The sequence below is a fragment of the Actinomadura sp. DC4 genome, from assembly GCF_030406325.1.
Classification (GTDB): domain Bacteria; phylum Actinomycetota; class Actinomycetes; order Streptosporangiales; family Streptosporangiaceae; genus Actinoallomurus.
Genome location: NZ_JAUEQY010000014.1, coordinates 82844 through 106209, shown reverse-complemented (window position 1 = coordinate 106209; position 23366 = coordinate 82844). Strand labels below are relative to the sequence as shown.

At 72.0% G+C, this 23366-nt stretch carries 20 protein-coding genes; 7 read left to right on the top strand and 13 right to left on the bottom strand.

The features are described 5' to 3' along the window. Positions 1-30: 30 nt before the first annotated feature. Positions 31-597, top strand: a complete 567-nt coding sequence (locus QWU11_RS23360) for a Uma2 family endonuclease (RefSeq protein WP_290116500.1) — start codon at positions 31-33, stop codon at positions 595-597. Positions 598-624: 27 nt separating this feature from the next. Here the strand turns inward: QWU11_RS23360 and QWU11_RS23355 are convergent, their stop codons facing one another. Both QWU11_RS23355 and QWU11_RS23350 read right to left on the bottom strand, forming a co-directional pair. Further along, positions 625-1521 (bottom strand): ABC transporter substrate-binding protein, encoded by an 897-nt coding sequence (locus QWU11_RS23355; RefSeq protein ID WP_290116489.1) that lies wholly within the window; start codon positions 1519-1521, stop codon positions 625-627. Positions 1522-1774: 253 nt separating this feature from the next. Beyond that, the gene (locus QWU11_RS23350) at positions 1775-2773 is read right to left on the bottom strand and encodes a stage II sporulation protein M (RefSeq protein ID WP_290116474.1); all 999 of its coding nucleotides are present in this window, start codon (positions 2771-2773) and stop codon (positions 1775-1777) included. Between the two features lie 45 nt (positions 2774-2818). On the opposite strand from QWU11_RS23350, the gene QWU11_RS23345 reads away from it, so the two are divergent. Then, positions 2819-3757, top strand: a complete 939-nt coding sequence (locus QWU11_RS23345; protein WP_290116472.1) for an RDD family protein — start codon at positions 2819-2821, stop codon at positions 3755-3757. Between the two features lie 4 nt (positions 3758-3761). On the opposite strand, the gene QWU11_RS23340 is transcribed toward QWU11_RS23345, so the two are convergent. From QWU11_RS23340 to ahcY (QWU11_RS23325), 4 genes are all read right to left on the bottom strand, one after another. Further along, the gene (locus QWU11_RS23340) at positions 3762-4322 is read right to left on the bottom strand and encodes a hypothetical protein (protein ID WP_290116470.1); all 561 of its coding nucleotides are present in this window, start codon (positions 4320-4322) and stop codon (positions 3762-3764) included. A gap of 4 nt (positions 4323-4326) precedes the next feature. Beyond that, positions 4327-4575, bottom strand: a complete 249-nt coding sequence (locus QWU11_RS23335) for a hypothetical protein (protein WP_290116468.1) — start codon at positions 4573-4575, stop codon at positions 4327-4329. Positions 4576-4607: 32 nt separating this feature from the next. Further along, positions 4608-5861: an adenosylhomocysteinase gene (gene ahcY, locus QWU11_RS23330; RefSeq protein ID WP_290116467.1), complete on the bottom strand. Its 1254-nt coding sequence runs from the start codon at positions 5859-5861 to the stop codon at positions 4608-4610. A gap of 88 nt (positions 5862-5949) precedes the next feature. Beyond that, a complete protein-coding gene (gene ahcY, locus QWU11_RS23325; protein WP_290116466.1) occupies positions 5950-7377 on the bottom strand; it encodes an adenosylhomocysteinase in 1428 nt (475 codons plus the stop codon). Positions 7378-7487: 110 nt separating this feature from the next. Between ahcY (QWU11_RS23325) and QWU11_RS23320 the strand changes: the two genes are divergently transcribed. The 3 genes from QWU11_RS23320 to QWU11_RS23310 all read left to right on the top strand — a co-directional run bounded on the left by QWU11_RS23320 (position 7488) and on the right by QWU11_RS23310 (position 10318). After that, positions 7488-7826 (top strand): MerR family DNA-binding transcriptional regulator, encoded by a 339-nt coding sequence (locus QWU11_RS23320; protein ID WP_290116458.1) that lies wholly within the window; start codon positions 7488-7490, stop codon positions 7824-7826. 375 nt (positions 7827-8201) lie between these two features. Beyond that, on the top strand, positions 8202-9650 hold the full coding sequence (locus QWU11_RS23315; RefSeq protein ID WP_290116449.1) for a sensor histidine kinase: 1449 nt from the start codon (positions 8202-8204) through the stop codon (positions 9648-9650). Continuing rightward, positions 9647-10318: a response regulator transcription factor gene (locus QWU11_RS23310; protein ID WP_290116448.1), complete on the top strand. Its 672-nt coding sequence runs from the start codon at positions 9647-9649 to the stop codon at positions 10316-10318. Before QWU11_RS23315 ends, QWU11_RS23310 begins: the two co-directional genes overlap by 4 nt. A gap of 6 nt (positions 10319-10324) precedes the next feature. Here the strand turns inward: QWU11_RS23310 and QWU11_RS23305 are convergent, their stop codons facing one another. From QWU11_RS23305 to QWU11_RS23285, 5 genes are read right to left on the bottom strand one after another with little or no spacing between them, the layout of a single operon-like run. Further along, positions 10325-11260: a cation diffusion facilitator family transporter gene (locus QWU11_RS23305; RefSeq protein WP_290116447.1), complete on the bottom strand. Its 936-nt coding sequence runs from the start codon at positions 11258-11260 to the stop codon at positions 10325-10327. A 24-nt stretch (positions 11261-11284) separates the two neighbouring features. Beyond that, positions 11285-12424, bottom strand: coding sequence for an SIS domain-containing protein (locus QWU11_RS23300; protein WP_290116446.1), 1140 nt, complete (start codon positions 12422-12424; stop codon positions 11285-11287). Between the two features lie 31 nt (positions 12425-12455). After that, the gene (locus QWU11_RS23295) at positions 12456-12629 is read right to left on the bottom strand and encodes a Trm112 family protein (RefSeq protein WP_290116445.1); all 174 of its coding nucleotides are present in this window, start codon (positions 12627-12629) and stop codon (positions 12456-12458) included. Next, positions 12626-13981: a phosphomannomutase/phosphoglucomutase gene (locus tag QWU11_RS23290; protein WP_290116444.1), complete on the bottom strand. Its 1356-nt coding sequence runs from the start codon at positions 13979-13981 to the stop codon at positions 12626-12628. The genes QWU11_RS23295 and QWU11_RS23290 overlap by 4 nt, the downstream gene beginning before the upstream one ends. 52 nt (positions 13982-14033) lie before the next feature. Next, positions 14034-14396, bottom strand: coding sequence for a DUF3499 domain-containing protein (locus QWU11_RS23285; protein WP_290116442.1), 363 nt, complete (start codon positions 14394-14396; stop codon positions 14034-14036). Between the two features lie 375 nt (positions 14397-14771). Here QWU11_RS23285 and QWU11_RS23280 point away from each other — a divergent pair, with 375 nt between their 5' ends. Next, positions 14772-15158 carry a metallopeptidase family protein gene (locus tag QWU11_RS23280; protein ID WP_290116645.1) on the top strand — a complete coding sequence of 129 codons (387 nt, stop codon included), beginning with the start codon at positions 14772-14774 and terminating at the stop codon, positions 15156-15158. Here the strand turns inward: QWU11_RS23280 and QWU11_RS23275 are convergent. Beyond that, positions 15137-15556 (bottom strand): MarR family transcriptional regulator, encoded by a 420-nt coding sequence (locus tag QWU11_RS23275; RefSeq protein WP_290116441.1) that lies wholly within the window; start codon positions 15554-15556, stop codon positions 15137-15139. The two genes, QWU11_RS23280 and QWU11_RS23275, sit on opposite strands and share 22 nt — an antisense overlap. Positions 15557-15649: 93 nt before the next feature. Here QWU11_RS23275 and QWU11_RS23270 point away from each other — a divergent pair, with 93 nt between their 5' ends. Then, positions 15650-16888, top strand: coding sequence for an alpha/beta fold hydrolase (locus QWU11_RS23270; protein WP_290116440.1), 1239 nt, complete (start codon positions 15650-15652; stop codon positions 16886-16888). A 4-nt stretch (positions 16889-16892) separates the two neighbouring features. Here QWU11_RS23270 and QWU11_RS23265 read toward each other — a convergent pair whose 3' ends face one another. Beyond that, a complete protein-coding gene (locus tag QWU11_RS23265; RefSeq protein WP_290116438.1) occupies positions 16893-23111 on the bottom strand; it encodes a type I polyketide synthase in 6219 nt (2072 codons plus the stop codon). Between the last annotated feature and the right edge of the window lie 255 nt (positions 23112-23366).

Sequence of the window (23366 nt, the reverse complement as noted above, 5' to 3'; positions counted from 1 at the left end):
TGAGCAACACGCCGCTCAGGGAGGTCTGACGTGACCGCGCTACCGGAATGGATGATGGCGCTTCCGGAGGAAGGTGTCACCGCCGAGGAATACGATCGCATGCCGGAAGAGATTTGCCGGCGCATCGAAATCGTCGACGGGAGCATTATCGTGTCGCCCTCCGCGACCCCAAGACACAATCGCATCGCGCGACTGCTCGCCAACTCCATTGAGGACGCCGCGCCCCCGCCCTGGCAGGTGACCACCGACGTGGACCTGCGGATTTCCGACATACCCCTACATAATCGGCGTCCGGATATCCTCGTCTTCTCCGGCGACCCGGACGAGCTGCCCGTGCGGCCACACCAGGTTCTCCTGGCCGTCGAAATCATGAGCAAGGGCAGCGTCAATGCCGACCGCTTGGACAAACCCGCCGAATTCGCCGTTGCCGGAATTCCGCACTATTGGCGCGTCGAACAAGAAAGCGTCGGATTGATCGCCTATACGTACGAACTCGACACGGCACAGAAAATCTATGTGCCACTCGGTACCCATCGTGCCGCTCTGAAGGTCGAGGCTCCGTTCCCGGTCACCGTCGACCTGGACGCGCTCGGCTGAGGGCCGCCCAGACGGGCTCGGGGTCGGTCAGCCCGCTCCGTTGACCTGGGGGTCGATGATGCCGCCGTCGGCGACGCCCCAGATGTCGGCGTACATCTTGTAGAAGCCGTCGCTGATCATGTTCTTGACCGTCTTCTGGATCGCGTCCAGCAGGTCGTCCTCATCCTTCGGGACCGCGATGCCGTACGGCGCGGTGTCGTAGGCCTTGCCCGCGAGCGCGAGCTTGCCGCCGGACTGCTTCACCACGTATCCGGCGACCGGGGAGTCGGCCAGGACGGCGTCGGCGCGGCCTTCGCTCAGGGCCAGATCGGCGGCGCCCTGGTCGTGCATGGGGAGCTTCACCGGCGCCGGCCTGCCGCCCCGCCTGCACTTCTCCACGCGGGAGCCGGCGCCTGAGTCGGCGGAGGACTTGGGGGTGAGCTCGTCCGCCTGCGTGGTCCCCTTCTGGACCGCGATCTTCTTGCCGCACAGCGACAGGTCGCCCGGCGAGAGCTTCTCCGGGTTGCCGGCCTTGACCATCAGGCTCGTGCCCGCGGAGAAGTAGGTGACGAAGTCGAGGCTCCGCTCACGCTGCTCGTTGTCGGTGATGGAGGACAGGCCGAGGTCGTACGTCTTGCTCCGCAGCGCCGGCAGGATGTCGTCGAACTTGACGTTCTTGAACTTCACGGTGACGCCCAGCCTTCTGGCGATCTCGGTTCCCAGGTCGATGTCGAAACCGACGATCCGCCCCTTCTGCTGGAACTCGTTGGGCGCGTACGTGGCGTCCGTGGCGATCACGAGCTCGCCGTTCTTCTTGATCCTGTCCAGGGCGTTCTGCGAGGGCGCGGTGGTGGCCCCGGCGCCGCACGCCGACAGCGCGAGGGCGCCTGCGACGGCGGCGGCGCTCACGGCGACACGGCGGTAGCGCGGACGGCGGGTGTGCACGGCGCCCTCCTCACAGCGACCGCGGACGGGCACGGCGGTCGCGCTCGGGCCAGTGGATGAGACACATCCTGGCTCTGATCCCGTCTCAGATGGTGTCGGCACCGTTAACAATCCCCCATTGAACGCACCCGCGCCGACGGGCGTTATGTGACGGCGGAGGTACGAACGTACAGGTCGTCGCCGTATCGGGAACAAGAGCCCCGGCCCTGGCCGACGCGTGCCCGTCCCCCAGGACCGCTGACGGGCTCTGAGTTCAGGCGGCGACGGGGGCCATGTCGGGGACGATTTCGGCGTCGCCGGTCTCGCCGTCGCGGACGGCGCGGCGGCCGAAGACGATCACGTACGTCAGGAAGGCCGTCTCCGCCAGGATGCCGATCGCGATGCGGAGCCACGTCACCGGGACGTGGCCGGTGACGAAGCCCTCGATGGCGCCCGAGATCGCGAGTACCCCGATCAGCCCCAGCGCGATGCTCATCGCCGCGCGGCCCTCCTCGGCCAGTGCCTGGCTGCGGCGGCGCGGGCCCGGGTCGATGACCGTCCAGCCGAGGCGCAGGCCCGCGGCGGAGGCGAGGTACACGGCGGTCAGTTCGAGCAGGCCGTGCGGCAGGATCAGGCCGAAGAAGATCGCGCCCTTGCCGTGGGCGAACATCAGGCCGGCCGAGACGCCGAGGTTGAGCTGGTTGCCCCACAGGACGAGGATCGTCGGGACGCCGAGCAGGATGCCGAAGATCAGCGCCTGCGCCGAGACCCACACGTTGTTCACCCAGACCTGGAAGGCGAACGCCCCGGCCGCGTGCTCGGTGTAGTAGTTCGCGAAGTCGTGGTCGACCAACTGCTTGATCTCCGAAGGCGACAGCAGCGAGCTCTGCACCTCCGGGTTGCGCGCCACCCAGATGGCGATCACCACCGAGATCAGGTTGCAGATGACCGCCGAGCCCAGCCACCACCAGCGCACGCGGTACACCGTCGCCGGAAAGGACACCGTCAGGAACCGGGCGGCGTCACGCCACATCGGCGCGTGCGCTCCGGTCACCGTCGCGCGACCCCGTGCGACCAGCGACGACAGCCGGCCGACGAGCGCGGGTTCGGGCGAACTGGAGCGTACGACCGACAGATGGGTCGCGGCCCGCTGGTACAGCTCGACCAGCTCATCGATCTCCGCGCCGCTCAGCCGTCGCGTACCCCGGTTGACGAGTTGCTCCAGGCGCCGCCATTCGGCGTTGTGCGCGGCTACGAAGGCGTCGACGTCCACAGACGGGCACACTACTCTCAAGCGGAGATCTCGACTGGAGGGCGCGTGCCCATCGAACTGGTGACCGGCGAGGCCGTCGCACTCGACATCCGGGTCGCACGGCTGGCCAGCCGTGCCCTCGCGCTGTTCGTCGACATGCTCCTGCAGGTCTTCGTGCTCTACATCTGCTTCATCTTCGTCGGCCTGTCGGCGGCGGTGATGGACTCCGCGGTCACGGTCGGCCTGGCGATCGTCTTCATGGTCACCGTCTTCGTGGGCTACCCGACGATCACAGAGACGCTCACGCGCGGCCGTACTCTCGGCAAGCTCGCGGTCGGGTTGCGCGTCGTCGGCGACGACGGGGGCCCTGAGCGGTTCCGGCAGGCCCTCGTACGGGCGCTGACCGGGTTTCTGGAGATCTGGACGCTGCTGGGCTCGCCCGCGCTGATCACCTCGCTGCTCAACCAGCGCGGCAAGCGCCTCGGCGACCTGTTCGCGGGCACGATCGTCATCCAGGACCGCGTGCCGGTCAACGTCTTCCTCGGCCCGGTCGCGATCATGCCGCAGCAGCTCGCCCCCTGGGCGTCGTCGCTGGAGCTGGCCATGCTGCCGGACAACGTCGCGATGGCGGCCCGGCAGTACCTCACGCGCTTCTGGGAGCTCGCGCCCCGCGTACGCGACGAGATGGGGCAGCGCCTGACCGGCGAGGTCATGCGGTACGCCAGTCCGCCGCCGCCTCCGGGCTTCCGGCCGGAGATCTACCTGTCCGCCGTGCTGGCCGAACGCCGGCGCCGCGAGGAGATCCGGCTCGCCGAACGCGCCGCCCGCCGCGAGGCGATCAGCCGGCGGGGCCTGCCGTACACCATCGTCCCGGTGCCGTCGGCGGTGACGGTCGCCGGTGGGCCGCCGCCTCCTCCGCCGTACGGGCCTCCGCCCGGACCGGGCCCCGAGTGGCTCGGCGGTGTGCCGGGGATGCCGCCGCGGTTCCTTCCCCCGCGCCCCTGAGTTCTCAGGGGAAGTTGGGCGGGTCCTCCAGCGCGGTCAGCTCGATGCCGGGCGCGGCCACGACGACGTCCCCGGCCAGGTGGAACTCCGACACCTCGCCGGTCTCCAGGTCGGTGACCTCGTAACGCTCGACCCGCAGCCGCGCATCGTCGGCCTCGTGCCAGGCGGTCTCGGCGAGCGCCCAGCGCTGCGGCACCGTACGGACGGCGAGCGCGGGAGCGGTGAGCTCGAGCAGCCGTACGTCGACGCGCTCACGCTCGGCTAGGCCCAGGAAGCGGGCGACGGCGACGAGGAGCCCGGGTGAGTCACCGAGAAACCCGGCCGCCTGCGCGGACCGCTCCCGGCCGGCGGTCACCCAGAGCAGCTCGGCCCCTGCCGCGCCACCGCGCAGGACGTGCTCACCCGAGGTGACCTGCAGGCGAGCGGGCCGCCACCGCCCGTCGGCGACGAGTTCGATCGTCCCCCCGTCCGACCGCTCGGCGGTGTACCGCCATCCACCCCCGTCGAGCGCACAGGAGAAGCGCTCCTCGACATCGGACCCATGAAGATACGTACCCCGCGGCATGCCCTCAATCTAGGGGTGACGGTGACACGCCGTGGAACGGCAGGAGGTCGACCAGGCTTTCGGCGTCGACCTGGGTCAGGGCCGCGTCCGGGGTGCGGTAGTAGCCCGGTCCCGGGCCCGGCACCGTGCCCGGGCCCAGGAGGACCCGGTGGTAGGACACGCGGAGCCACGGCTGGGGGCCGTGGCCGTCACAGCGGTCCAGGAGGATCACCTCCACGCACCGGCCGTACCGGTCGACCATCCGCCCGTTCACGGGCGTCAGCGTACGTCACCTGGGCAAACGTCTCAGGAACCCCGGCGCCACGACGACAGGTACTCCTCCTGGTCCTCCGTCAGGGCGTCGATGTCCACGTCCATCGACGCCAGCTTCAGCCGGGCCACCTCGGTGTCGATCTCCTCCGGGACCTCGTACACGCCCGGGGCCAGAGACCGGCCTACCAGCCACTCGCACGTCAGGGCCTGGTCGGCGAAGGACATGTCCATGACCGCGGCCGGGTGACCCTCGGCGGCGGCGAGGTTGACCAGCCGGCCCTCGGCCAGGAGCACGAGGCGCCGGCCGTCCGGCAGGAAGTACTCGTCGGCCTGCGGGCGCACCTCTTGGCGGACCTCCACCGCCAGGTCGGCCAGCTCCCGCACGTTGATCTCCACGTCGAAGTGGCCCGAGTTGGCCAGGATCGCGCCGTCCTTCATCACGGCGAAGTGCGCGGCGCCGATCACGTCGACGTTGCCGGTCACGGTGATGAACACGTCGCCGGCCGCGGCGGCCTCGGCCATCGGCTGGACGCGGAAGCCCTGGTGTACGGCGTCCAGGGCCTTCACCGGGTCGATCTCGGTGACGACCACGCGGCCGCCCATGCCGCGGGCGCGTTCGGCCAGGCCGCGGCCGCAGAAGCCGAAGCCCGCGATGACGATCGTCTTGCCCGCGAGCAGGGTGTTGGTCGCCCGGATGATGCCGTCGAGAGTCGACTGGCCCGTGCCGTACCGGTTGTCGAACATGTGCTTGGTGTCGGTGTCGTTGACCGCCACCATCGGGAAGCGCAGGGCGCCCTCGCGTGCCATCTGGTGCAGGCGGATGACGCCCGTCGTGGTCGACTCGCAGCCCGCGCGGATGCCCTTGGCCAGGTCGAGGCGTTCGGTGTGCACGGTGTTGACCAGGTCGCAGCCGTCGTCCAGGACCAGGTCGGGGCCGATCGACAGCGCCTGGTGGATGTGCCGGTAGTACCCGTCGCGGTCGACGCCCTGCCGGGCGAAGACGGCCGTGCCGTACTCCGACACGAGCGCCGCGGCCGTGTCGTCCTGCGTGGACAGCGGGTTGGAGGCGGCCAGGGCCACCTCGGCGCCGCCGGCCTGCAGCGCGCGCATGAGGTTCGCGGTCTCGGTGGTGACGTGCATGCACGCGGCGATCTTCAGGCCGTCCAGCGGGCGCTCGGCGGCGAAGCGTTCGCGAATTCGCCGGAGCACGGGCATCGAACGGTCGGCCCACTCGATACGCCGGACCCCGGACTCGGCGAGCCCGGGGTCCGTGAGATCAGCGCTCATGGTCGCGTTCGCCTTCTCGCTCGCTTCGCGGACGACCTCGTCCCTCGGCCGTCCACTTCGCTCGCTCGGCGGCTCTCCGCTCCAGCCATCAGTACCGGTAGTGGTCCGGCTTGTACGGGCCCTCGACGTCGACGCCGATGTAGGCGGCCTGCTCCTTGGTCAGCTCGGTGAGCTTCACGCCGAGCGCGTCCAGGTGCAGCCGGGCGACCTTCTCGTCCAGGTGCTTGGGCAGGACGTACACGTCGACCGGGTACTCCTCGGTCTTGGTGAAGAGCTCGATCTGCGCGATCACCTGGTTGGTGAAGGAGTTCGACATCACGAACGACGGGTGGCCGGTGGCGCAGCCGAGGTTCATCAGGCGGCCCTCGGCCAGCACGATGATGTTGTGGCCGTCCTCGAAGGTCCACGTGTGGACCTGCGGCTTGACCTCTTCCTTCTTGATGCCCGGGATCTTCGCCAGGCCGGCCATGTCGATCTCGTTGTCGAAGTGGCCGATGTTGCTGACGATCGCCTGGTGCTTCATCCGCGCCATGTGCTCGGCGCTGATGATGTTGAAGTTGCCGGTCGTCGTCACGAAGATGTCGGCGCTCTCGACGACGTCTTCCAGCGTGGCGACCTGGAAGCCGTCCATCGCGGCCTGCAGCGCGCAGATCGGGTCGATCTCGGTGACGATGACGCGGGCGCCCTGACCGCGCAGCGCGTCCGAGCAGCCCTTGCCGACGTCGCCGTAGCCGCAGACGACCGCGACCTTGCCGCCGATCAGCACGTCGGTGGCGCGGTTGAGGCCGTCGATCACGCTGTGCCGGCAACCGTACTTGTTGTCGAACTTGGACTTGGTGACCGAGTCGTTGACGTTGATCGCCGGGAAGGCGAGCGAGCCGGCCTTGTGCATCTCGTACAGGCGGTGGACGCCCGTCGTGGTCTCCTCGGTGACGCCCTTGATGCGCTCGGCGGCCTTGGTCCAGCGACCGGAGCCGTCGACCGTACGGCGCAGGAGCTCGAGGACGACCTTCCACTCCTCCGGGTCGTCCTCGGAGGCCGAGGGGACGGCACCGGCCTTCTCGTACTCGGCGCCCTTGTGCACGAGCATCGTCGCGTCGCCGCCGTCATCGAGGATCATGTTGGGGCCCTCGCCGCCGGGCCATGCGAGCGCCTGGTCGGTGCACCACCAGTACTCCTCCAGCGTCTCGCCCTTCCAGGCGAAGACGGGCACGCCCTGCGGGTCCTCGGCCGTGCCCTTCGGGCCGACGACGACCGCGGCGGCGGCGTGGTCCTGGGTCGAGAAGATGTTGCAGCTCACCCAGCGGACGTCCGCGCCCAGCTCGACCAGGGTCTCGATCAGCACGGCGGTCTGGATCGTCATGTGCAGCGAGCCCATGATCTTGGCGCCGCGCAGTGGCTGGGACTCGGCGTACTCCTTGCGGACCGACATGAGACCGGGCATCTCATGCTCGGCGAGATTGATCTCCCTGCGGCCGAAAGCCGCGAGCGACAGATCGGCGACCTTGTAATCCATGCTTGGTTTGCTCCCTGGAGTTCGGTGTCTCGGCCGAGTGTAGGTCGGACCGATGAAGGGACGCACGGTCGGAGGCCTGTATCTAACACAGATTTGTCAGAATAGGTCCCATGCGCATCACAGAGGCCGCCCAGCGACTCGGGACCTCGCCCCGCATGCTCCGCTACCGCGAGGCTCTGGGCCTGCTCCCCCCGACCCGTGAGCCCAAGGGACACCGCCGCTTCGGCGAGGACGAGCTGCGGGCGGTGGCGCTCGCGCTGACGCTGGAGAAGAGGTACGACGTCAACCCCGCCGAGCTGGCCTTCGGGCTGCGCGTGCTGGCGGAGCCCGACGTACGTGCGGCGGTGCGGGAGCTCGGCGAGCGCATCGGCCGGCTGTCGGCGCCTCCCGGACGTGCGCTGGACTTCGAGAAGGAGAAGGCGCTGCGCCTGCTGCGGGGCCGGAGGTAACCGGAACCCTCGCCGAGATGGCCGGATCGGGGAGACCCCAGCCCATGGTGTGCCCGATCGTGCCGCCGGTGGGGGGTACCCACAGGAGACCTGTGGCGGCCGACGGCCATCCCGGCGAGGGAGACCGGTCGCGCCACCCGAGCCGGGAGGGGCCGGATGGCGGACCAGGGAAGCCGACGCCTCCGGACCCCCTAAGAACAGAGGCGCGGCCGCCCTTGTCACAGTGAAAAACTACGCCGCGTACCCGCCGGACCGCGTCCCCCTGAGGGAGGGACCTGGCATCGTCCTCCAGGTGGACATGACACCGGTCGCAAGGATGGGGAAATCGCTCCGTACGGTGAGGCGAGCATGGCCGTCGGGGGGTCAAGATAAAGGGTGACTAGCGACAAACCTGACTTCCTCCAGGAAGCCGGACCCGCGGCGTGGCGCCTGGCAGCTCAGGTGGTCACGGCCGTCGGCCAGGTCCTCCTGTGGATCCTCACCGCGATCGGCAAGCTCTTCCGCCCGCTCACGAGCCGTCTCGTGGCCACCCTGTACGGCCGGAGCGCGCCGCCCGCCCCCTCGCACGTCTCCCCCGGCGGGACGATGTACGCGCGGCCGGGCCCCCCGGCGCCGGCCCCTCGTACGCCGCCATTGCTGCGCTGGGCGCACGCTTGGCGCCGGTTCGGCACCTCCTGGTGGTACGGGCCGGTCACCGGCGCGGTGCTCGCGCTGGCCGCCCTGTTCGAGCTCCCGCTGCACCACCTGCAGGCGGTGAGCCTCCAGGGGGCGTTCGCGGTCGCCTCGACGGCTCCGCTGATGTTCCGGCGCGAGTCGCTGCGGCCGGCCGCGGCCATCACGCTCGCCGCGTTCGCCGCGAGCCTGCTGTCCGGTCAGACGCTGCTCGCCATGACCGCCTTCGCCGCACTCTGCACGCTGTTCCTGCTGGCCCAGCAGTTGCCGCGCCAGTCCACCGGCGTGCTCGGCGTCGGCAGCGTCGTGGCCGTGGGCGTCGTCTACCTCGCCTCCGGCAGCCTGGACGCCATCCCCTGGCCGGCCTCCCTGGTCGCCGTCGTCGCCGCCCTCGGGCTCGGCGACGCCCGCCGTACGGTCGAGACGGCCGAGGCGAGCATGGACGAGGAGCGCGAGCGCAACAGCGAGACCCTGACGCGCCTCAACGCCGTCCAGCACGAGCAGGCGGTCCTGCGCGAGCGCGCCCGCATCGCGCGTGAGCTGCACGACGTCGTCGCGCACTCGGTCTCGATGATCGCCGTACAGGCGGAGACCGCGCCGTACACGATGCGCGACCTGTCCCCCGAGGCGAAGAAGGGCTTCGCCGAGGTGGCCGGCGCGGCGCGCGAGGCACTGGAGGAGATGCGGCGGCTGCTGAGCGTGCTGCGCGCCGACCCGGGCGCCGAGCCCGAGGTGACGCCGCAGCCGCGCCTCGACCGCCTCGGCGAGCTCATCGACAGCCACCGGGGCGCCGGCGGCGACGCCCAGCTCAACGTGCACGGCGCGGTACGGCCGCTGTCCACGACCATCGAGCTGTCGGCGTACCGCATCGTCCAGGAGGCGCTGACGAACGCCCGGCGGCACGCGCCCGGCTCGCGGGTGCGGGTCGACCTCAACTACCTCGGCGACCGCCTCGCCGTACGGGTGACCGACGACGGCTCGTCCGGGCCCCCGGTCACCTCGGTGGACGGGACCAAGATGATGGGGCACGGGCTCGTGGGCATGCGCGAGCGGGCCACGATGCTCGGCGGGCGCTTCGCCGCAGGTCCGCGTACAGAGGGCGGATTCGCCGTGCAGGCCGAGCTTCCGGTAGGCCAGAATCGGCGTCCATGATCCGAGTGCTGATCGCCGACGACCAGACGATCGTGCGCGCCGGTTTCGCCGCACTCCTCGCCGCCCAGCCCGACATCGACGTCGTCGCCCAGGGAGGTAACGGCCGGGAGGCGGTACGGCTCGCCGAGGCCCATCGTCCCGACGTCGTCCTCATGGACATCCGCATGCCGGAGATGGACGGCATCGACGCGACCCGGCGGATCCTCGCCGACCCGGCCAACGCCGCGACGCGTGTGCTGGTGCTGACGACGTTCGACGTGGACGAGTACGTGTACGAGGCCCTGTCGGCCGGGGCCAGCGGGTTCCTGCTGAAGGACTCGACCGCGGAGGACCTGGTGTCGGCGGTACGCGTGGTGGCGCGCGGCGACGCCCTGCTGGCGCCGCAGGTGACGGGACGGCTGATCCGGGAGTTCGCGCGCCAGCGCAGGGCGCGGCCCCGGCCCGCACCGGCGCTGGCGACGCTGACCGCCCGCGAGACCGAGGTGCTGGGCCTGATCGCGGCCGGCCTGTCCAACGGCGAGATCGCCGCGCGCCTCGTGGTGAGCGAGCACACGGTGAAGACCCACGTCGCCCGGGTCTTCACCAAGCTCGGCCTGCGCGACCGCGCCCAAGCGGTGGTCCTCGCGTACGAGTCCGGCCTGGTCACCCCCGGCGGCGCCGAGGAGTAGGCGGGGTCAGCCGGCGTTCTCGGGCCTGCTCCGGGCGCGGTCGAGGTCCGGCTCGATGTAGATGTGGCGAGCCTCGGGCACGGCCTCGCGGATGCGGCTCTCGGCGGCGTCGATCCCCCTGGCCACCTCGGCGGCGGTGTCGTCGGAGGTCACCGCGATCTTCACCGCGACCAGGAGCTCCTCCGGTCCGATGTGCAGCGTCCGCAGGTGGATGACCCGGTCGATCTCCTCCACCGACTCCAGCTCGGCGACGATCTTCTTCTCGATCTCGCCGACCGCGGACTCGCCGATGAGCATGCTCTTGGTCTCCACCGCGAGCACGATCGCGACGAACGCCAGCAGCAGGCCGATCACGACCGAGCCCACGCCGTCCCAGACACCGTCACCCGTGATCACGGCCAGGCCGACGCAGACGAGGGCGACGACGAGCCCGATCAGCGCGGCGAAGTCCTCCAGGATCACGACCGGCAGCTCGGGTGCCCGCGCCCGGCGGATGTAGGTGACCCAGCTCTGCTTTCCGCGGGTCAGGTTCGATTCCTTGATCGCCGTACGGAAGGAGTAGCCCTCCAGCAGGATGCCGAGGCCGAGGACGCCGAACGCCCAGATCGGGTCGTCGATGTCGTGCGGGTCGCTGATCTTGTGCCAGCCCTCGTACAGCGAGAAGAGGGCGCCGACCGTGAACAGGACGACGGCGACGATGAAGGCGTAGAAGAAACGCTCGCGGCCGTACCCGAAGGGGTGACGGCTCGTCTCGGCGCGCCGGGAACGGCTGCGGCCGAGGATGAGCAGGCCCTGGTTGCCGGAGTCGGCGATGGAGTGCACGCCTTCGGCCATCATCGAGGCCGACCCCGTGAAGGCGAACGCCACGAACTTGGCCAGGGCGATGCCGAGGTTGGCGCCGAGCGCCGCGGCGATCGCCTTGGAACCGCCCTCAGCACTCACGGTCGCTCCGGTCTGCGGAGGGCTTCATGTGATCCTCACTTTGAGTTCCTGGATGGCGGGTACGGGCGTCGGATCCGCGCCGAGGGCCAGGGCCAGATAGACACTCGCGTAGTCGACGTGGGCGATCAGCCCGGCGAGGCGTTCGAGCGGGTGCTCGCCCTGGGCGCTCAGCTGGGTCACCGGCACGCCGCGCTCGTCCGCGATCTCGATGGAGGCCTCGCGCCGGCGGGTCACCTGCGGGTGCTCCTCGGTGTCGCGGATGACGACCAGGCGCAGTCGGGTGGCCTCCGGCTCGTCCACGCGGTCGCGGAAGAAGTCGTCCTCGCCGGCGCCGGAGACGGCGAAGGGCCCGTCGAGGGTCAGCACCTGGTCGTGGCCGGCCTCAGGCAGCTCGCCCGCTATAGCGGGATATTTCGCGTTTATCGCGAGCTGGGCGGCGAACCGGTCGGCCACCACGCCCGTCAGCGGCGAGGTGCCCCAGATCAGCGGGATCGAGCCGGCGAGGTCCACCGCGGTCTGTTTTCCCGGGTTGACGAACGACTCGCTGGCCGGGCGGCACAGGTGGCTCATCTCCTCCAGGCGCTCGGCGGTGCGCTCCAGCACCGGAGGCGGCACCTGGGCCAGGCCGAGCGCGCCCGCGGCCAGCAGCGGCGGGACGGCCAGCCCCCAGAGGGCCGCGCGGGTCTGCGCGGCGGGCGCCACCGGGACGAACACCGCGCCGGACTGTACGGCGATCTCGGCGAGCGGCGAGCCGTTCGCGCCGACGCACAGCAGCCGGCAGCCACGGCGCGCGGCGTCGGCCGCGACGCCGAGCGTCTCCTCGGTCGCCCCGGACCGGGAGATCGCGATCACCAGGTCGGCCGCGCCGACCCAGCCCGGCAGGCGGTAGCCGTGCACGGTCGTGATCGGCACCGGGCAGCCCAGGCCGCAGACCGCGGCGAGCACTCCGCCCGCGATGCCCGAACCGCCCATCCCGGCCACCACGACGGCCCGCGGGCGCCCGCCCACGGCGATGCGCTCGACGCCGGCCTCGGTGGCCAGGAGCTGGGCCTCACGGACCTGTGCGGCCGCCGAGGCGACGTGACGCAGCATCTCGCCCGGGTCCGCCTCGGCCAGCGCCTCAGGATCGTCGAGGCGGCCGTAGTCGGGCTCGGAGAAGCTCATCCTCGCGCCGGCCCTCCGGTGCGGACGCGCGTCATGCAGGCGTCCTGGCCTCGTCCACGAGCAGGACCGGGATGTCGTCACGGACCGGGTAGGCGTACTTGCAGGTGCCGGTGCAGACGAGCTCGTCCGCGGCGTCGTCGGTCTTCAGCTCGCCCCGGCAGTTGGGGCAGGCGAGGATCTCCAGAAGCCAGGAGTCGATCTTCATTCGTTTCCCTTTCGCACGATTTCGAGCACCTCGTCGCGCACGGCGGCCATCGCGTCCTCGCCGTCGCCCTCGGCGTTGAGCCGGAGCAGCGGCTCGGTGTTGGACGGCCGCAGGTTGAACCACCAGTCGTCGTGGCCGACCGTGAGCCCGTCGAGCTCGTCGATCGTCACGCCCGGACGGCCCTCGAACTCCGCACGCACGGCGGCCATCGTGCCCTCTTGGTCGGACACCTTGCTGTTGATCTCGCCGGACGCGTTGTAACGCGTGAACTCGGCCAGCAGCTCCGACAGCGGCCGGTCCTGCCCGCCGAGGGCGGCCAGAACGTGCATCGCGGCGAGCATGCCGGAGTCGGCGAACCAGAAGTCGCGGAAGTAGTAGTGGCCGGAGTGCTCGCCGCCGAACATGGCGCCGGTCTCGGCCATCGTCTGCTTGATGAAGGAGTGCCCGACGCGCGTGCGGATCGGCTCGCCGCCGTGCTCGCGGACGATCTCCGGCACGCCCCGCGAGGTGATCAGGTTGTGCACGATCCGGCCCGCGCCGTGCTTGGCGAGCTCGCGCACGGCGACCAGCGCGGTCACGGTCGAGGGCGCCACCGGCTCGCCGCGCTCGTCCACGACGAAGCAGCGGTCGGCGTCGCCGTCGAAGGCGAGCCCGACGTCGGCGCCGTGCTCGAGCACCGCCGCCTGCAGGTCGACGATGTTGGCCGCCTCGATCGGGTTGGCCTCGTGGTTGGGGAAGGTGCCGTCGAGCTCGAAGTAGAGCGAGATGAGGTCGATCGGCAGGCCCTCGAACACCACCGGGACCGTGTGGCCGCCCATTCCGTTGCCCGCGTCGACGACGACCTTCAGCGGGCGGATCGCGGACAGGTCGACCAGGGTCTTCAGGTGCTCGGCGTAGCCGGACAGCAGGTCCTTCTGCGTGACCGTGCCGGCCGGGCCGTCGAAGGCGGGCACACCGGCCTCGAGCATCTCGCGGATCTCGGTCAGGCCGGTGTCGCGGCCGACCGGCTTGGCACCCGTACGGCACAGCTTGATGCCGTTGTACTGCGCGGGGTTGTGGCTGGCGGTGAACATCGCGCCGGGAAGGTCGAGGCTGCCGCTGGCGTAATAGAGCATGTCGGTGGAGCCGAGCCCCGCCTCGATCACGTCGGCGCCCTGCGACGTGGCTCCGCGGGCGAACGCCGCGGACAGCGGGCCGGACGAGGCGCGCATGTCGTGCGCGGTCACGATCGCCCGGGCGCCCGTCACGCGTACGAAGGCGGCGCCGACGGCCTCGGCGATCCCCTCGTCCAGCTCGTCGGGGACGACGCCCCGGATGTCGTACGCCTTGAAGATCTTGGTGAGGTCACTCACTCCTGGCCCCTTGCTTCCGGCACGGTGTATCGAGAGCCTACCGGGAAGCGGATCAGGGCTTGCGGGGCGTGTCCGAGCGGAGAACCCGTAGGTGGCCGCGTCTGCCGACCTCGGTGCCCTGGCCGACCGGCTCCTGTCGCGGGGCGGCCGGCTTGGCGGCCTCGCGTACGGCGTTGGCGAGCGCCTCGAGGTCGTCACTGCTCGGCTCGGACTCCTCGGCGGGGAGTCGTACGAGCTCCCAGCCCATGGGCGCGGTCAGGCGCTCCGCGTGCTCGGCGCACAGGTCATAACAGTGCGGCTCGACGTACGCAGCCAGCGGGCCGAGAACAGCGGTCGAGTCGGCGTAGACGTACGTGAGCGTATAGACAGCAGACTGCTTGCACGCGGTGCGGGAGCAGATGCGGACGGGGCTCACGACGGGAACGTATCCCCTCCCCCCACACCCGCGCCACTATCCTCACTTCGTGTCGCCGTATTTCAGGCACCAATTCGCATAACGGATCTTTATCGCGGCAGGCCCCGTACGAGCGGAGCGGGCGTCGGCCGGGCCACCGGCCCCGTCTCCTCGGTGACAGGACGGGCACCGCCGAGAAATCGTCGCGGGCGGCCGTGCCGGGTATCCCGGGATGAGCCGACCCCGGAGGAGACAAACGTGATCAAGGACAGCTCGTACGGGCGGTCCGGCCGTCTCCGCCCCCCAGGACGATTCGGGCGGACTATGCTCGAAGATGTGCGATCACGCGTGACAGGAGGCTCCGGCACGCGCCGTCGTGACCGCCGTGGCCGCGGAATGCGCGGGCCGCTCGCACCGGCGGAGGCGCCGATCTCCCGCACGCGCGCCGAACGCTTCGACGACCTCGTGCGCGAAGAGGCCCACCGGCTCGAACAGCGCTGGAGCGAGCAACTGGCCGGCGTGGAGTTCGCGGTGGAAGAGGTTCCCGCGATCGACCCGCTCGCCCTCGACCTCGACGCCGTACCCCTCAGCCGCCTCATCCCGGCCGAGAAGGGCCGCCCGCCGCGGATCGTGGTCTACCGCCGGCCGGTCGAGGCGCGGGGCGGGGACGACGAACGCGACCGCGCACGCCTGGTCCGCGACGTCGTGGTCGAGGAGGTCGCCGACCTGCTCGGCCTCGCCCCCGAGTCCATCGACCCCACTTACGACTCTCCGGACGACTGAGCCAGGACCCTGCCGAGCAGGGCGCCGAGCTGGTCGACCTGGTCCGCGGTCAGCGCTCCGAGCGACTCGTCCATGACCTTCCCGGCCAGGACGTCGCCCGCTTTCCACAGCTCCTCCCCCTTTTCGGTGAGGCGGTGGCGTACGGCGCGGCCCGGCCCGGGGACGCGCTCGATGAGGCCGCGTTCGGCCATCCGGGCGGCGAGGGAGCCGAAGGACTGGTCGGTCTGGAAGGTGAGCTGCGCGAGGTCGTGCAGCGAGGCGCCGGGGTTGCGGCCCAGGTGGCGCAGAGTGTCCCACTGCGGCAGGGAGACGCCGAGGGGGGCCAGGGCGGCCGTGAGCTCCCGGTGGTGCCGGTGCTGGAGCCGCTTGACGAGCAGAGCCACTTCCTGACGGGTCATGCCCGGAATCCTACGCGGTCGACACAGGATCCTTAACTAAGCTTTCTTATCTAAGGTTGTTTATGTAAGCTTCCTTGTATCAGCCTCTGTTCCATGGGAGTGACACGCATGACGACGCACCTCACCGTCGACGGCATCGGCGCCGTCGAGCTCACCATCACCGACCAGGGCCGGGGACGGGCCGTCCTGCTGCTGCACGGCGGCGCCGGCCCGCAGTCGGTCAACGGCTTCGCCGGCCTGCTCGCCGAGTCCGCCCGGGTGATCGCCCCGGTCCACCCCGGCTTCGACGCCACCCCGCGCCCCGAGGCCCTGACGAGCCCGCGCGACCTCGCCGCCCTCTACGTCGCGCTGCTCGACACGCTCGACCTCACCGACGTCACCGTGGTCGGCAACTCGATCGGCGGCTGGATCGCCGCCGAGATCGCGCTGCTCCGGTCGCCGCGCGTGAGCGGCATGGTCCTGGTCGACGCGGTCGGCATCGACGTCGCGGACCACCCCGTGGCCGACTTCTTCTCGCTCACGCTGGACGACGTGGCCCGGCTCAGCTACCACGACCCGGACCGGTTCCGGATCGACCCGTCCGCGATGACCGGCGCGCAGCGGCAGGTCATGGCCGGCAACCGCGCCACGCTGGCCGTCTACGGCGCGACGATGACCGACACGAGCCTGCGCGGCCGGCTCGCGGATGCCGGCCTGCCGACACTGGTCGTGTGGGGCGAGAGCGACCGGATCGTGGACCCGGACTACGGCCGCGCGTTCGCCGCGGCCATTCCGGGCGCGCGGTTCGAACTGCTTCCCGGCACCGGTCACGTCCCGCAGATCGAGACTCCGGGGCGGTTGCTGGCGGCGATCCTCGCGTTCGCCGCGGACATCTGCCGCGTGTCGGTCGTCGGGCCGGACGAGGGCGAGGTGACGTTCACCGGACCGATCAGGATGCGCATCCTGGAGGACGGCACCACGACCCGTCACCGCCTGGGCCTCGGCGAGATCACGATCGCCCCGCACACCGAGGGGCCGCCGCAGCACCGGCACGCCCAGCACGACGAGGGGTTCTACGTGGTGTCGGGCACCGCCCGCTTCACGGTGGGGAAGGAGAGCCACGACGCGGGCGCCGGCACGCTGGTGATGGTGCCGCCGGGGGCGCCGCACACCTTCGCCAACCCGGGCGACGAGCCGGCCGTGCTGCTCAACACGTTCACGCCCGACCTGTACGTGCAGTACTTCCGCGACCTGGGCGACATGATCGCCTCCGGCCGCCCCATGACCGACGAGGCGGTCACCGAGGTCATGTCCCGCTACGCGACCACCCCCGCCACCGAGTACACGCCGTAGCCCGTCAGGTTCGGTCGCCGATGTGGGCGGCCAGGTGGGCGGCCAGGGCGGCCGGGGTGCCGTGGTCCCAGATCGCCTGGGCCGGGATCCGGATGCCGAGGCCGCGTTCGATGCCGGAGCGGAGTTCGAGCGCGGACATCGAGTCGAGGCCCGACTCGGTCAGCGGGCTGTCCGGGTCCAGTTCCGCCTCGTCCCGGCGCAGGATACGGCTGCTCTGCGCGACGATGTACTCGGTGATCCGGGTGTGCCGCGTGCCCGGGTCGGCGGCTCGCAGGTCGATCCGCAGCAGCGGCCCGCCGGCCGAGCGGTTCGTCAGGGCCGCGAAGAACGGCGTCGTACGCACCCGTTCGCCGATGAACATCCGCGCGTCGTCGAACGGCAGGTACCCCGTCTGTGGCCGGTCGTGGCGCAGGACCAGGTCGATGGCGGCGACGCGGTCCGCCGGGCTCACCGGCGCCGGACCATGTCGCCGCTGGCCGGCGCGTACGCCCCAGTTGATGCTCTGCACGGGCACGCCGCCGGCGCGGCCGAAGGCGGTGAAGGCGTCCAGCCAGCCGTCCGCGGCGGCGTAGGCGGCCTGGCCCTGATCGCCGATCAGCGCGGCGGAGGAGGAGAAGGACAGCCACCAGTCGAGGGGCTGCCCGACGCCCGCGCGGAACAGATGCCACGCTCCGAAGGCCTTCGGGGCCCACACGCGGTCGAGGAGGTCGTCGTCGATGCGGCTGATGGCCGCCTCCTCGGCGGCGTCCGCGGCGTGCGCGACGCCCCGCAGCGGGAGGCCGGTGGCGGTCGCGGCGGCGATCAGCTTGGGCGCGGTCGCGGGGTCGGACAGGTCGCCGCGGACCAGGCCGATGTCGGTGCCGGCTCTCCGGAGCGCCTCGATGACCCGGCCGGCCTCTCCCGCCGGCCGGTCGCGGTCGCCCAGGACGATGCGGCCGGCGCCGCTCTCGGCCAGGTGCCGGGCGAGCAGCAGCCCGAGGCCGCCGAGCCCGCCGGTGATGACGTACGCGCCGTCGTGGCGGGCGACCGGCACCTGCGCGGGCGGCACGACCACCTTCACCGTGCCCTCGACCGGGAAGACGATGACCAGTTTCCCCGTGTGCGAACGCGCCGCCATGGCCTGGAACGCGTCGCCGACGGCGTCGATCGGGTACGCCGTGTGCGGCAGCGGCTGGATCCGGCCCGCCGCGACGTCCTCGCCGATCTCGCGCATCAGCGTCCCGGTCAGCGTCGGCAGCCGGTCGCCCGCGGTGGCCAGGTCGACGCCGGCGAACGTGACGTTGTGCAGGGGCGGCGACACCCGCAGCCGGTCGCGGGAGGAACCGCCGACGTCGATGAAGCGCCCGCCCGGGCGCAGGAGGTCCAGGCCGGCCTGCAGGGCGATGCCCTCCAGCGAGTTGATGACGACATCGACGCCCTCCCCGCCGGTGTCGGCGCGCACCTGCTCGGCGAAGTCGAGCGTGCGCGAGTCGTAGACGCGCTCGACGCCCATGGCGCGCAGCAGGTCGCGGCGCTCGTCGTTGCCGGCCGTCGCGTGGACGCGTGCCCCGGCCGCCTGGGCCAGGGCGATGACCGCCATGCCGACGCCGCCGGTCGCCGAGTGGATGAGGACGCGCTCGCCCTCCTGGAGCCGCGCGAGGTGGCGTACGGCATGGCCGGCCAGCAGGTACGCGGCCGGGATCGTCGTCGCGTCCTCGTAGGACAGCGCCGGCGGTACGCGGAACGCCCCGCAGGCCGGCAGCGTGACGAAGGAGGCCATCGCGCCCGGGACGAAGGCGGCCACCCGGTCGCCGGGCGCCAGGCCGGTGACGTTCTCGCCGACCGCGGCCACCTCGCCGGCGCAGTCGAGCCCGAACGGCCCCGGCTCTCCGGGCGAACGGTCCGCGGCGGCACGTACGTCGCGGAAGCTGAGCCCCGCGGCGCGCACCCGGATCTCGATCTCGCCGGGGCCGGGCGGCCGCCGGGGTGCGGTGACGAGCTCGAAGGAGCCCAGGTCGCCCAGCGTACGGACGGCGGGGGCGAACCCGTCCTGCCCGCAGCGGGCCTCGGCGGTACGGCGCTCGTCCGTGCCGAGAGGCGCCCGGCGCAACCGCGCGGCGTACCTCGTGCCCCCGCGCCAGGCGATCTCGTCCTCGGCGGAGTCGGCGAGCAGTTCGGCCACCAGGTCGGCGGGGTCGCCGCCGTCGGCGTCCACGTCGACGTGCGTCACGCGGAGCCCGGGATGCTCCGCGCCGGCGACCCGGCACACCGCGCGCAGCGGGGCCTGTTCGAGGTTGGGCGCGCCGGTGCCGCGTGGCATCCGCGCCTCGCGTGTCACCACGTACAGGCGCGGGTCGGTGCCCTCATCGGCGAGCGTGCGCACGAGGTCGGTCAGGCGGCGTACGCGGTCGCGGGCGCGCTCGACCGTTTCGACGCCGACGGCCTCCACCGGCGCCGGGCAGAGCATGACGATGCGCCCGTGCCGGTCGCTGAGGTGACGCCGTACCGTCTCGGCGCCCATGTCGCGGTACGACAGCGGCGTGGCCAGGAGCGCGGACCCGAGCGCGCCGGCGAGCGCGTCGGCGAGCTGGTCGTCCTCTTCGGCCAGCACCAGCCAGGCCCCGGTCTCCGTGGTGGGCAGGCCGGGCGCGGGCAGCTCGTCCCACTCGATGGCCAGCAGGCGGTCGCGGGCCCGCGCGGCCGACGCGTCGCGGACCGCCGCGCCCAGCCGTACGTCGAGGAGTTCGAGGACGACGGTGCCGTCCTCGGCCACCAGCCGTACGTCGGCGCGCGCGCCGTGCTCGCCGGTCGTCCGCACCTGCGCCTCGCACCACGTCGCGTGCCGCGTGTCGCCGAGCCGGCGCAGCTTCCCGACGCGCAGCGGCACGAAGGCCACCTCCTGCCCACGCAGGCGCGGATGGGCCGCGACCGCTCGCAGGCAGGCGTGGAGCAGCACGGGGTGCGCGCGGAACCCGCAGGCGGCGGCGCGCAGGCCGGTCGGCAGCCCGATGCGGGCGATGACGGTGTCGCCCTCGGGGTCCGGCACGTGGATGGCGCCGAGCGCCGCGAAGGACGGGCCGTGGCGCGGGTTCTCGCTCTCGGGTACGGGGTCGCCTCCACGGCCGGTGATCGCGGCCGGCCGGTCCACCCAGCCCGGCGACGGCTCGGCGGACAGCAGGCGCACGGTGGCCGAGGCCACGCACTGCGCGCGCCCGTCGATCTCGGCCAGGAACTCCACGCTCGCGGTCTCCGGCGCGAGCCGGGCGGCGCGGGTGGTGAGGAGAGTGTGCTCGTCGAGGAACACGGTGGTGTGCACGGCCAGGTCGCGCACCTCGCACGGCGCGCGCTCGCCGAACAGGTCGGCGGCCACGCCCAGCGCCATCTCCGCGTACCCGGCGCCGGGCATCGCCGGACGGCCCTCGACCCGGTGGTCGCGCAGCCACGGCCACGCCGCGGTGCCCGCGTCGGCCTGCCAGAGGTGCTCGCCTGGGGCGTCGGGCAGGCTGATGTGCGTGCCGAGCAGCGGACGCCCCTGGTGCCCCTCGGTGCCGGGCTTGCGCCGGAGGTACTCCGGCAGCCAGAGCCGGCGCCTGGCCCACAGCGGCAGCGGCACGTCGGCGAGCGTGCCCTCGGCGTGCTCGCGCCAGGTGACCGGGACGCCCGCGCAGTACGCCGTGGCGACCTGTCCCATCAGGCCGGACGGATCCTCCCGGCCGCGTGTCAGCGTCGGCAGGACGGTCGCGTCGCGTCCCATCCGCCGGGCGTTCTCGCGTACGGCCGGGGACAGCAGCGGGTCCGGCGACACCTCGACGAACGTGCGGTGGCCGTCGGCGAGCGCGGCCACGCAGGCGGCGGCGAAGCGCACCGGCCCGCGTACGACGTCCGCCCAGTAACCGGCGTCGAACGGCGGTGTGGTGTACGGGTCGTCCAGTACGGTCCCGTAGACGCTCAGGTCCGGCTCGCGTGGTTCGAGCCCGGCGAGGACCGCCTTCAGCTCCGGTACGACCGCCTCGGCCCGCGCGCCGGCCAGGCACGGGTCGCCCGGGACGATCTCCGCCGCCACGTCCTTGGCGCCCCAGGCGGCGACGAGCGAGCGTACGTGCCCGGCGTCTCCGGCGACGACGGTGGAGAACGGGGACGGGATGGCCGCGACCGTGACGTCCTCGACGCCGCCCCCGGTGAGCTGGGCGCGTACCTGCCCGTACGCGAGTGAGACGCGCGCCGTGGCGCTGTCGTCCGGCACGGTGGCAAGGATGTTCGACAGCCGGCAGGCGACCCTCGCGCCGTCGGCCGGCGACAGCGCCCCGGCCACCACGGCCGCCGCCACCTCGCCTGCGGAGTGCCCGATCACCGCGACCGGCTCGACGCCCCGGGCCCGCCAGGCCGCCGCGAGGGCCACCTGTGTGGCGAACAGCACCTGCGTCTCCCGCGCGCCGGTCGGCACCTCACCGGCGTCAAGGGCCTCGCGCACGGAGAACCCGGCCTCGGCCGCGATGACCGGTTCCAGCTCGTCCACGGCCGCCGCGAAGGCGGGCTCGGCCGCCAGCAGCGTCCGGCCCAGCCCAGGCCAGACCGCGCCCTGACCGGAGAAGACGAAGACCGGGCCACGGGCGCGGCGCGTGCTTGTCCCGGTCCACACGCCGCCGTCGGCATCGGCGTCTGCGCCGCCCGCGGCGAGCCGGCGGAGCCCGGCCACGAGCTCGGTACGTGACGTGGCGCTGACCACGGCGCGGTGCAGACGTGTCTCCCGCCGGTGGGCGAGCGTGTGGCCGACGTCCCTCAGGGGCGCGCCGGCGTTGTCGAGCCAGTCCGCCACACGGCCCGCCGTGGCCGCGAGGGCCTCCTCGGAGCCGGCGGAGAGGGGATAGAGACGCGGCTCCGGCTCGGCGACGGGCACGGGCTCCCGCGCGGGCGCCTGTTCGAGGATGACGTGCGCGTTGGTGCCGGAGGACCCGTGAGAGGAGACGGCCGCGAGCCGGGGGCCGGCGGCGACCGGCCACGAGATGAGGCCGGTCGGCACGAACAGCCGGGCGCCCTCGTGCTCGATCCGGGGGTTCCAGCGGGTGAAGTGGAGGTTCGCGGGGACCTGCCCGTGGCGGACGGCCATCACCGCCTTGATCAGCCCGGCCACCCCGGCGGCCGCCTCGCAGTGCCCGAGGTTCGTCTTGACCGACCCGAGCGCGCAGCCCTCCTCGCCCGCGCCGTAGGTGGCGCGCAGCGCGGCGTACTCGGCCGGGTCCCCGGACGGGCTGCCCGCGCCGTCCGCCTCCACGAGCCCGACGTCGGCCGGGTCGACGCCGGCCCTGACGAGGACCTCCTCCTGCAGCAGGCGCTGTCCCTCCGAGGAGGGCCCGGTCATCGTCTCCGAGGCGCGTCCCTGGTGGTTGACGCCGGTGGCGCGCAGGACGGCGAGCACCCGGTCGCCGTCGGCGATCGCGTCGGGCAGGCGCTTCAGCGCCACCATGCCGCAGCCCTCGCCGCCGACGATCCCGTCGGCGTCCACGCCGAACGCGGCGCACCGGCCGGTCGGGGACAGCGTGCCCATCGTCGTGGAGGTGAAGGCGCTCATCGGGGTGAGATCGAGCGTGACGCCGCCGGCGAGCGCCAGGTCGACCTCGCCCGTACGGAGCGCCTGGCAGCCGAGATGGACCGCGACAAGAGAGGACGAGCCGGAGCTGTCGAGGGTCACGGCGGGGCCGCGCAGCCCGAGCAGGAAGCTGATCCGGCCGGTGGCCGACGAGCGGTCGGTGCCGATGACGCTGTGGGCGTCCCAGCGGCCGGGCTCGTCGCGGTTGGACAGGGTGAGGTAGTCATCCTGGGTGTGACCGGCGAACACGCCGATGGCCGAGCCGCTCAGGCCGTGCGGTGGGAGGCCGGCGTGCTCCAGCGCCTCACACGCCGTCTCCAGCAGCAGCCGGGACTGCGGGTCCATCCGCTCCGCCTCGTGTTCGGTCAGCCCGAAAAAGGACGGTTCGAAGCCCGCGACGTCGTCGATGAAGGCGCCCCAGCGCGAGGCCAGCTTGCCCGGCACACCGGGCTCGGGGTCGTAGATCGCGTCGGCGTCCCACCGTTGAGATGGGACTTCGGTCACCAGATCGCGCTCCTCGGCGAGCGCACGCCACAACGCGTCCGCCGAGTCGATCCCGCCGGGAAACCGACATCCGATGCCGATGATGGCGACCGGTATTTCCGTGGCAGAGCCGAAATTGGGGCGGGAAGCATCTTCCCGGCGGGGTTCGCGCATGCGTGAGAGTCCTCTGCGGGGGAGAGTACGGTCATCTTCGGTTTGACCGAGTGCTGCTCGGCGATGAGCGCGGCATACCGCAGGTCATGACCCTTCCTTCGGTCTCTCCAAGGTGGCGGGGGAGGAGAGTTTTCGACCCGAGACGACGACTGTTGTAAAAGACGCTGTCAACATCTGTCATAAAGCGTACGTTGGGTGTCAAGCAGCCGTCGAGCTTCCATCTCCAAAAGCAATGCTCAGCCAGCGCCGGCCGAA

Excerpts from the sequence above, each read along its gene's own strand:
- QWU11_RS23340 (WP_290116470.1), bottom strand. The coding sequence starts at position 4,322 with ATGCCGCGGGGTACGTATCTTCATGGGTCCGATGTCGAGGAGCGCTTC.
- ahcY (WP_290116467.1), bottom strand. The coding sequence starts at position 5,861 with ATGAGCGCTGATCTCACGGACCCCGGGCTCGCCGAGTCCGGGGTCCGG.
- ahcY (WP_290116466.1), bottom strand. The coding sequence starts at position 7,377 with ATGGATTACAAGGTCGCCGATCTGTCGCTCGCGGCTTTCGGCCGCAGG.
- QWU11_RS23320 (WP_290116458.1), top strand. The coding sequence starts at position 7,488 with ATGCGCATCACAGAGGCCGCCCAGCGACTCGGGACCTCGCCCCGCATG.
- QWU11_RS23310 (WP_290116448.1), top strand. The coding sequence starts at position 9,647 with ATGATCCGAGTGCTGATCGCCGACGACCAGACGATCGTGCGCGCCGGT.
- QWU11_RS23300 (WP_290116446.1), bottom strand. The coding sequence starts at position 12,424 with ATGAGCTTCTCCGAGCCCGACTACGGCCGCCTCGACGATCCTGAGGCG.
- QWU11_RS23295 (WP_290116445.1), bottom strand. The coding sequence starts at position 12,629 with ATGAAGATCGACTCCTGGCTTCTGGAGATCCTCGCCTGCCCCAACTGC.
- QWU11_RS23280 (WP_290116645.1), top strand. The coding sequence starts at position 14,772 with ATGCGCGGGCCGCTCGCACCGGCGGAGGCGCCGATCTCCCGCACGCGC.
- QWU11_RS23275 (WP_290116441.1), bottom strand. The coding sequence starts at position 15,556 with ATGACCCGTCAGGAAGTGGCTCTGCTCGTCAAGCGGCTCCAGCACCGG.
- QWU11_RS23270 (WP_290116440.1), top strand. The coding sequence starts at position 15,650 with ATGGGAGTGACACGCATGACGACGCACCTCACCGTCGACGGCATCGGC.
- QWU11_RS23265 (WP_290116438.1), bottom strand. The coding sequence starts at position 23,111 with ATGCGCGAACCCCGCCGGGAAGATGCTTCCCGCCCCAATTTCGGCTCT.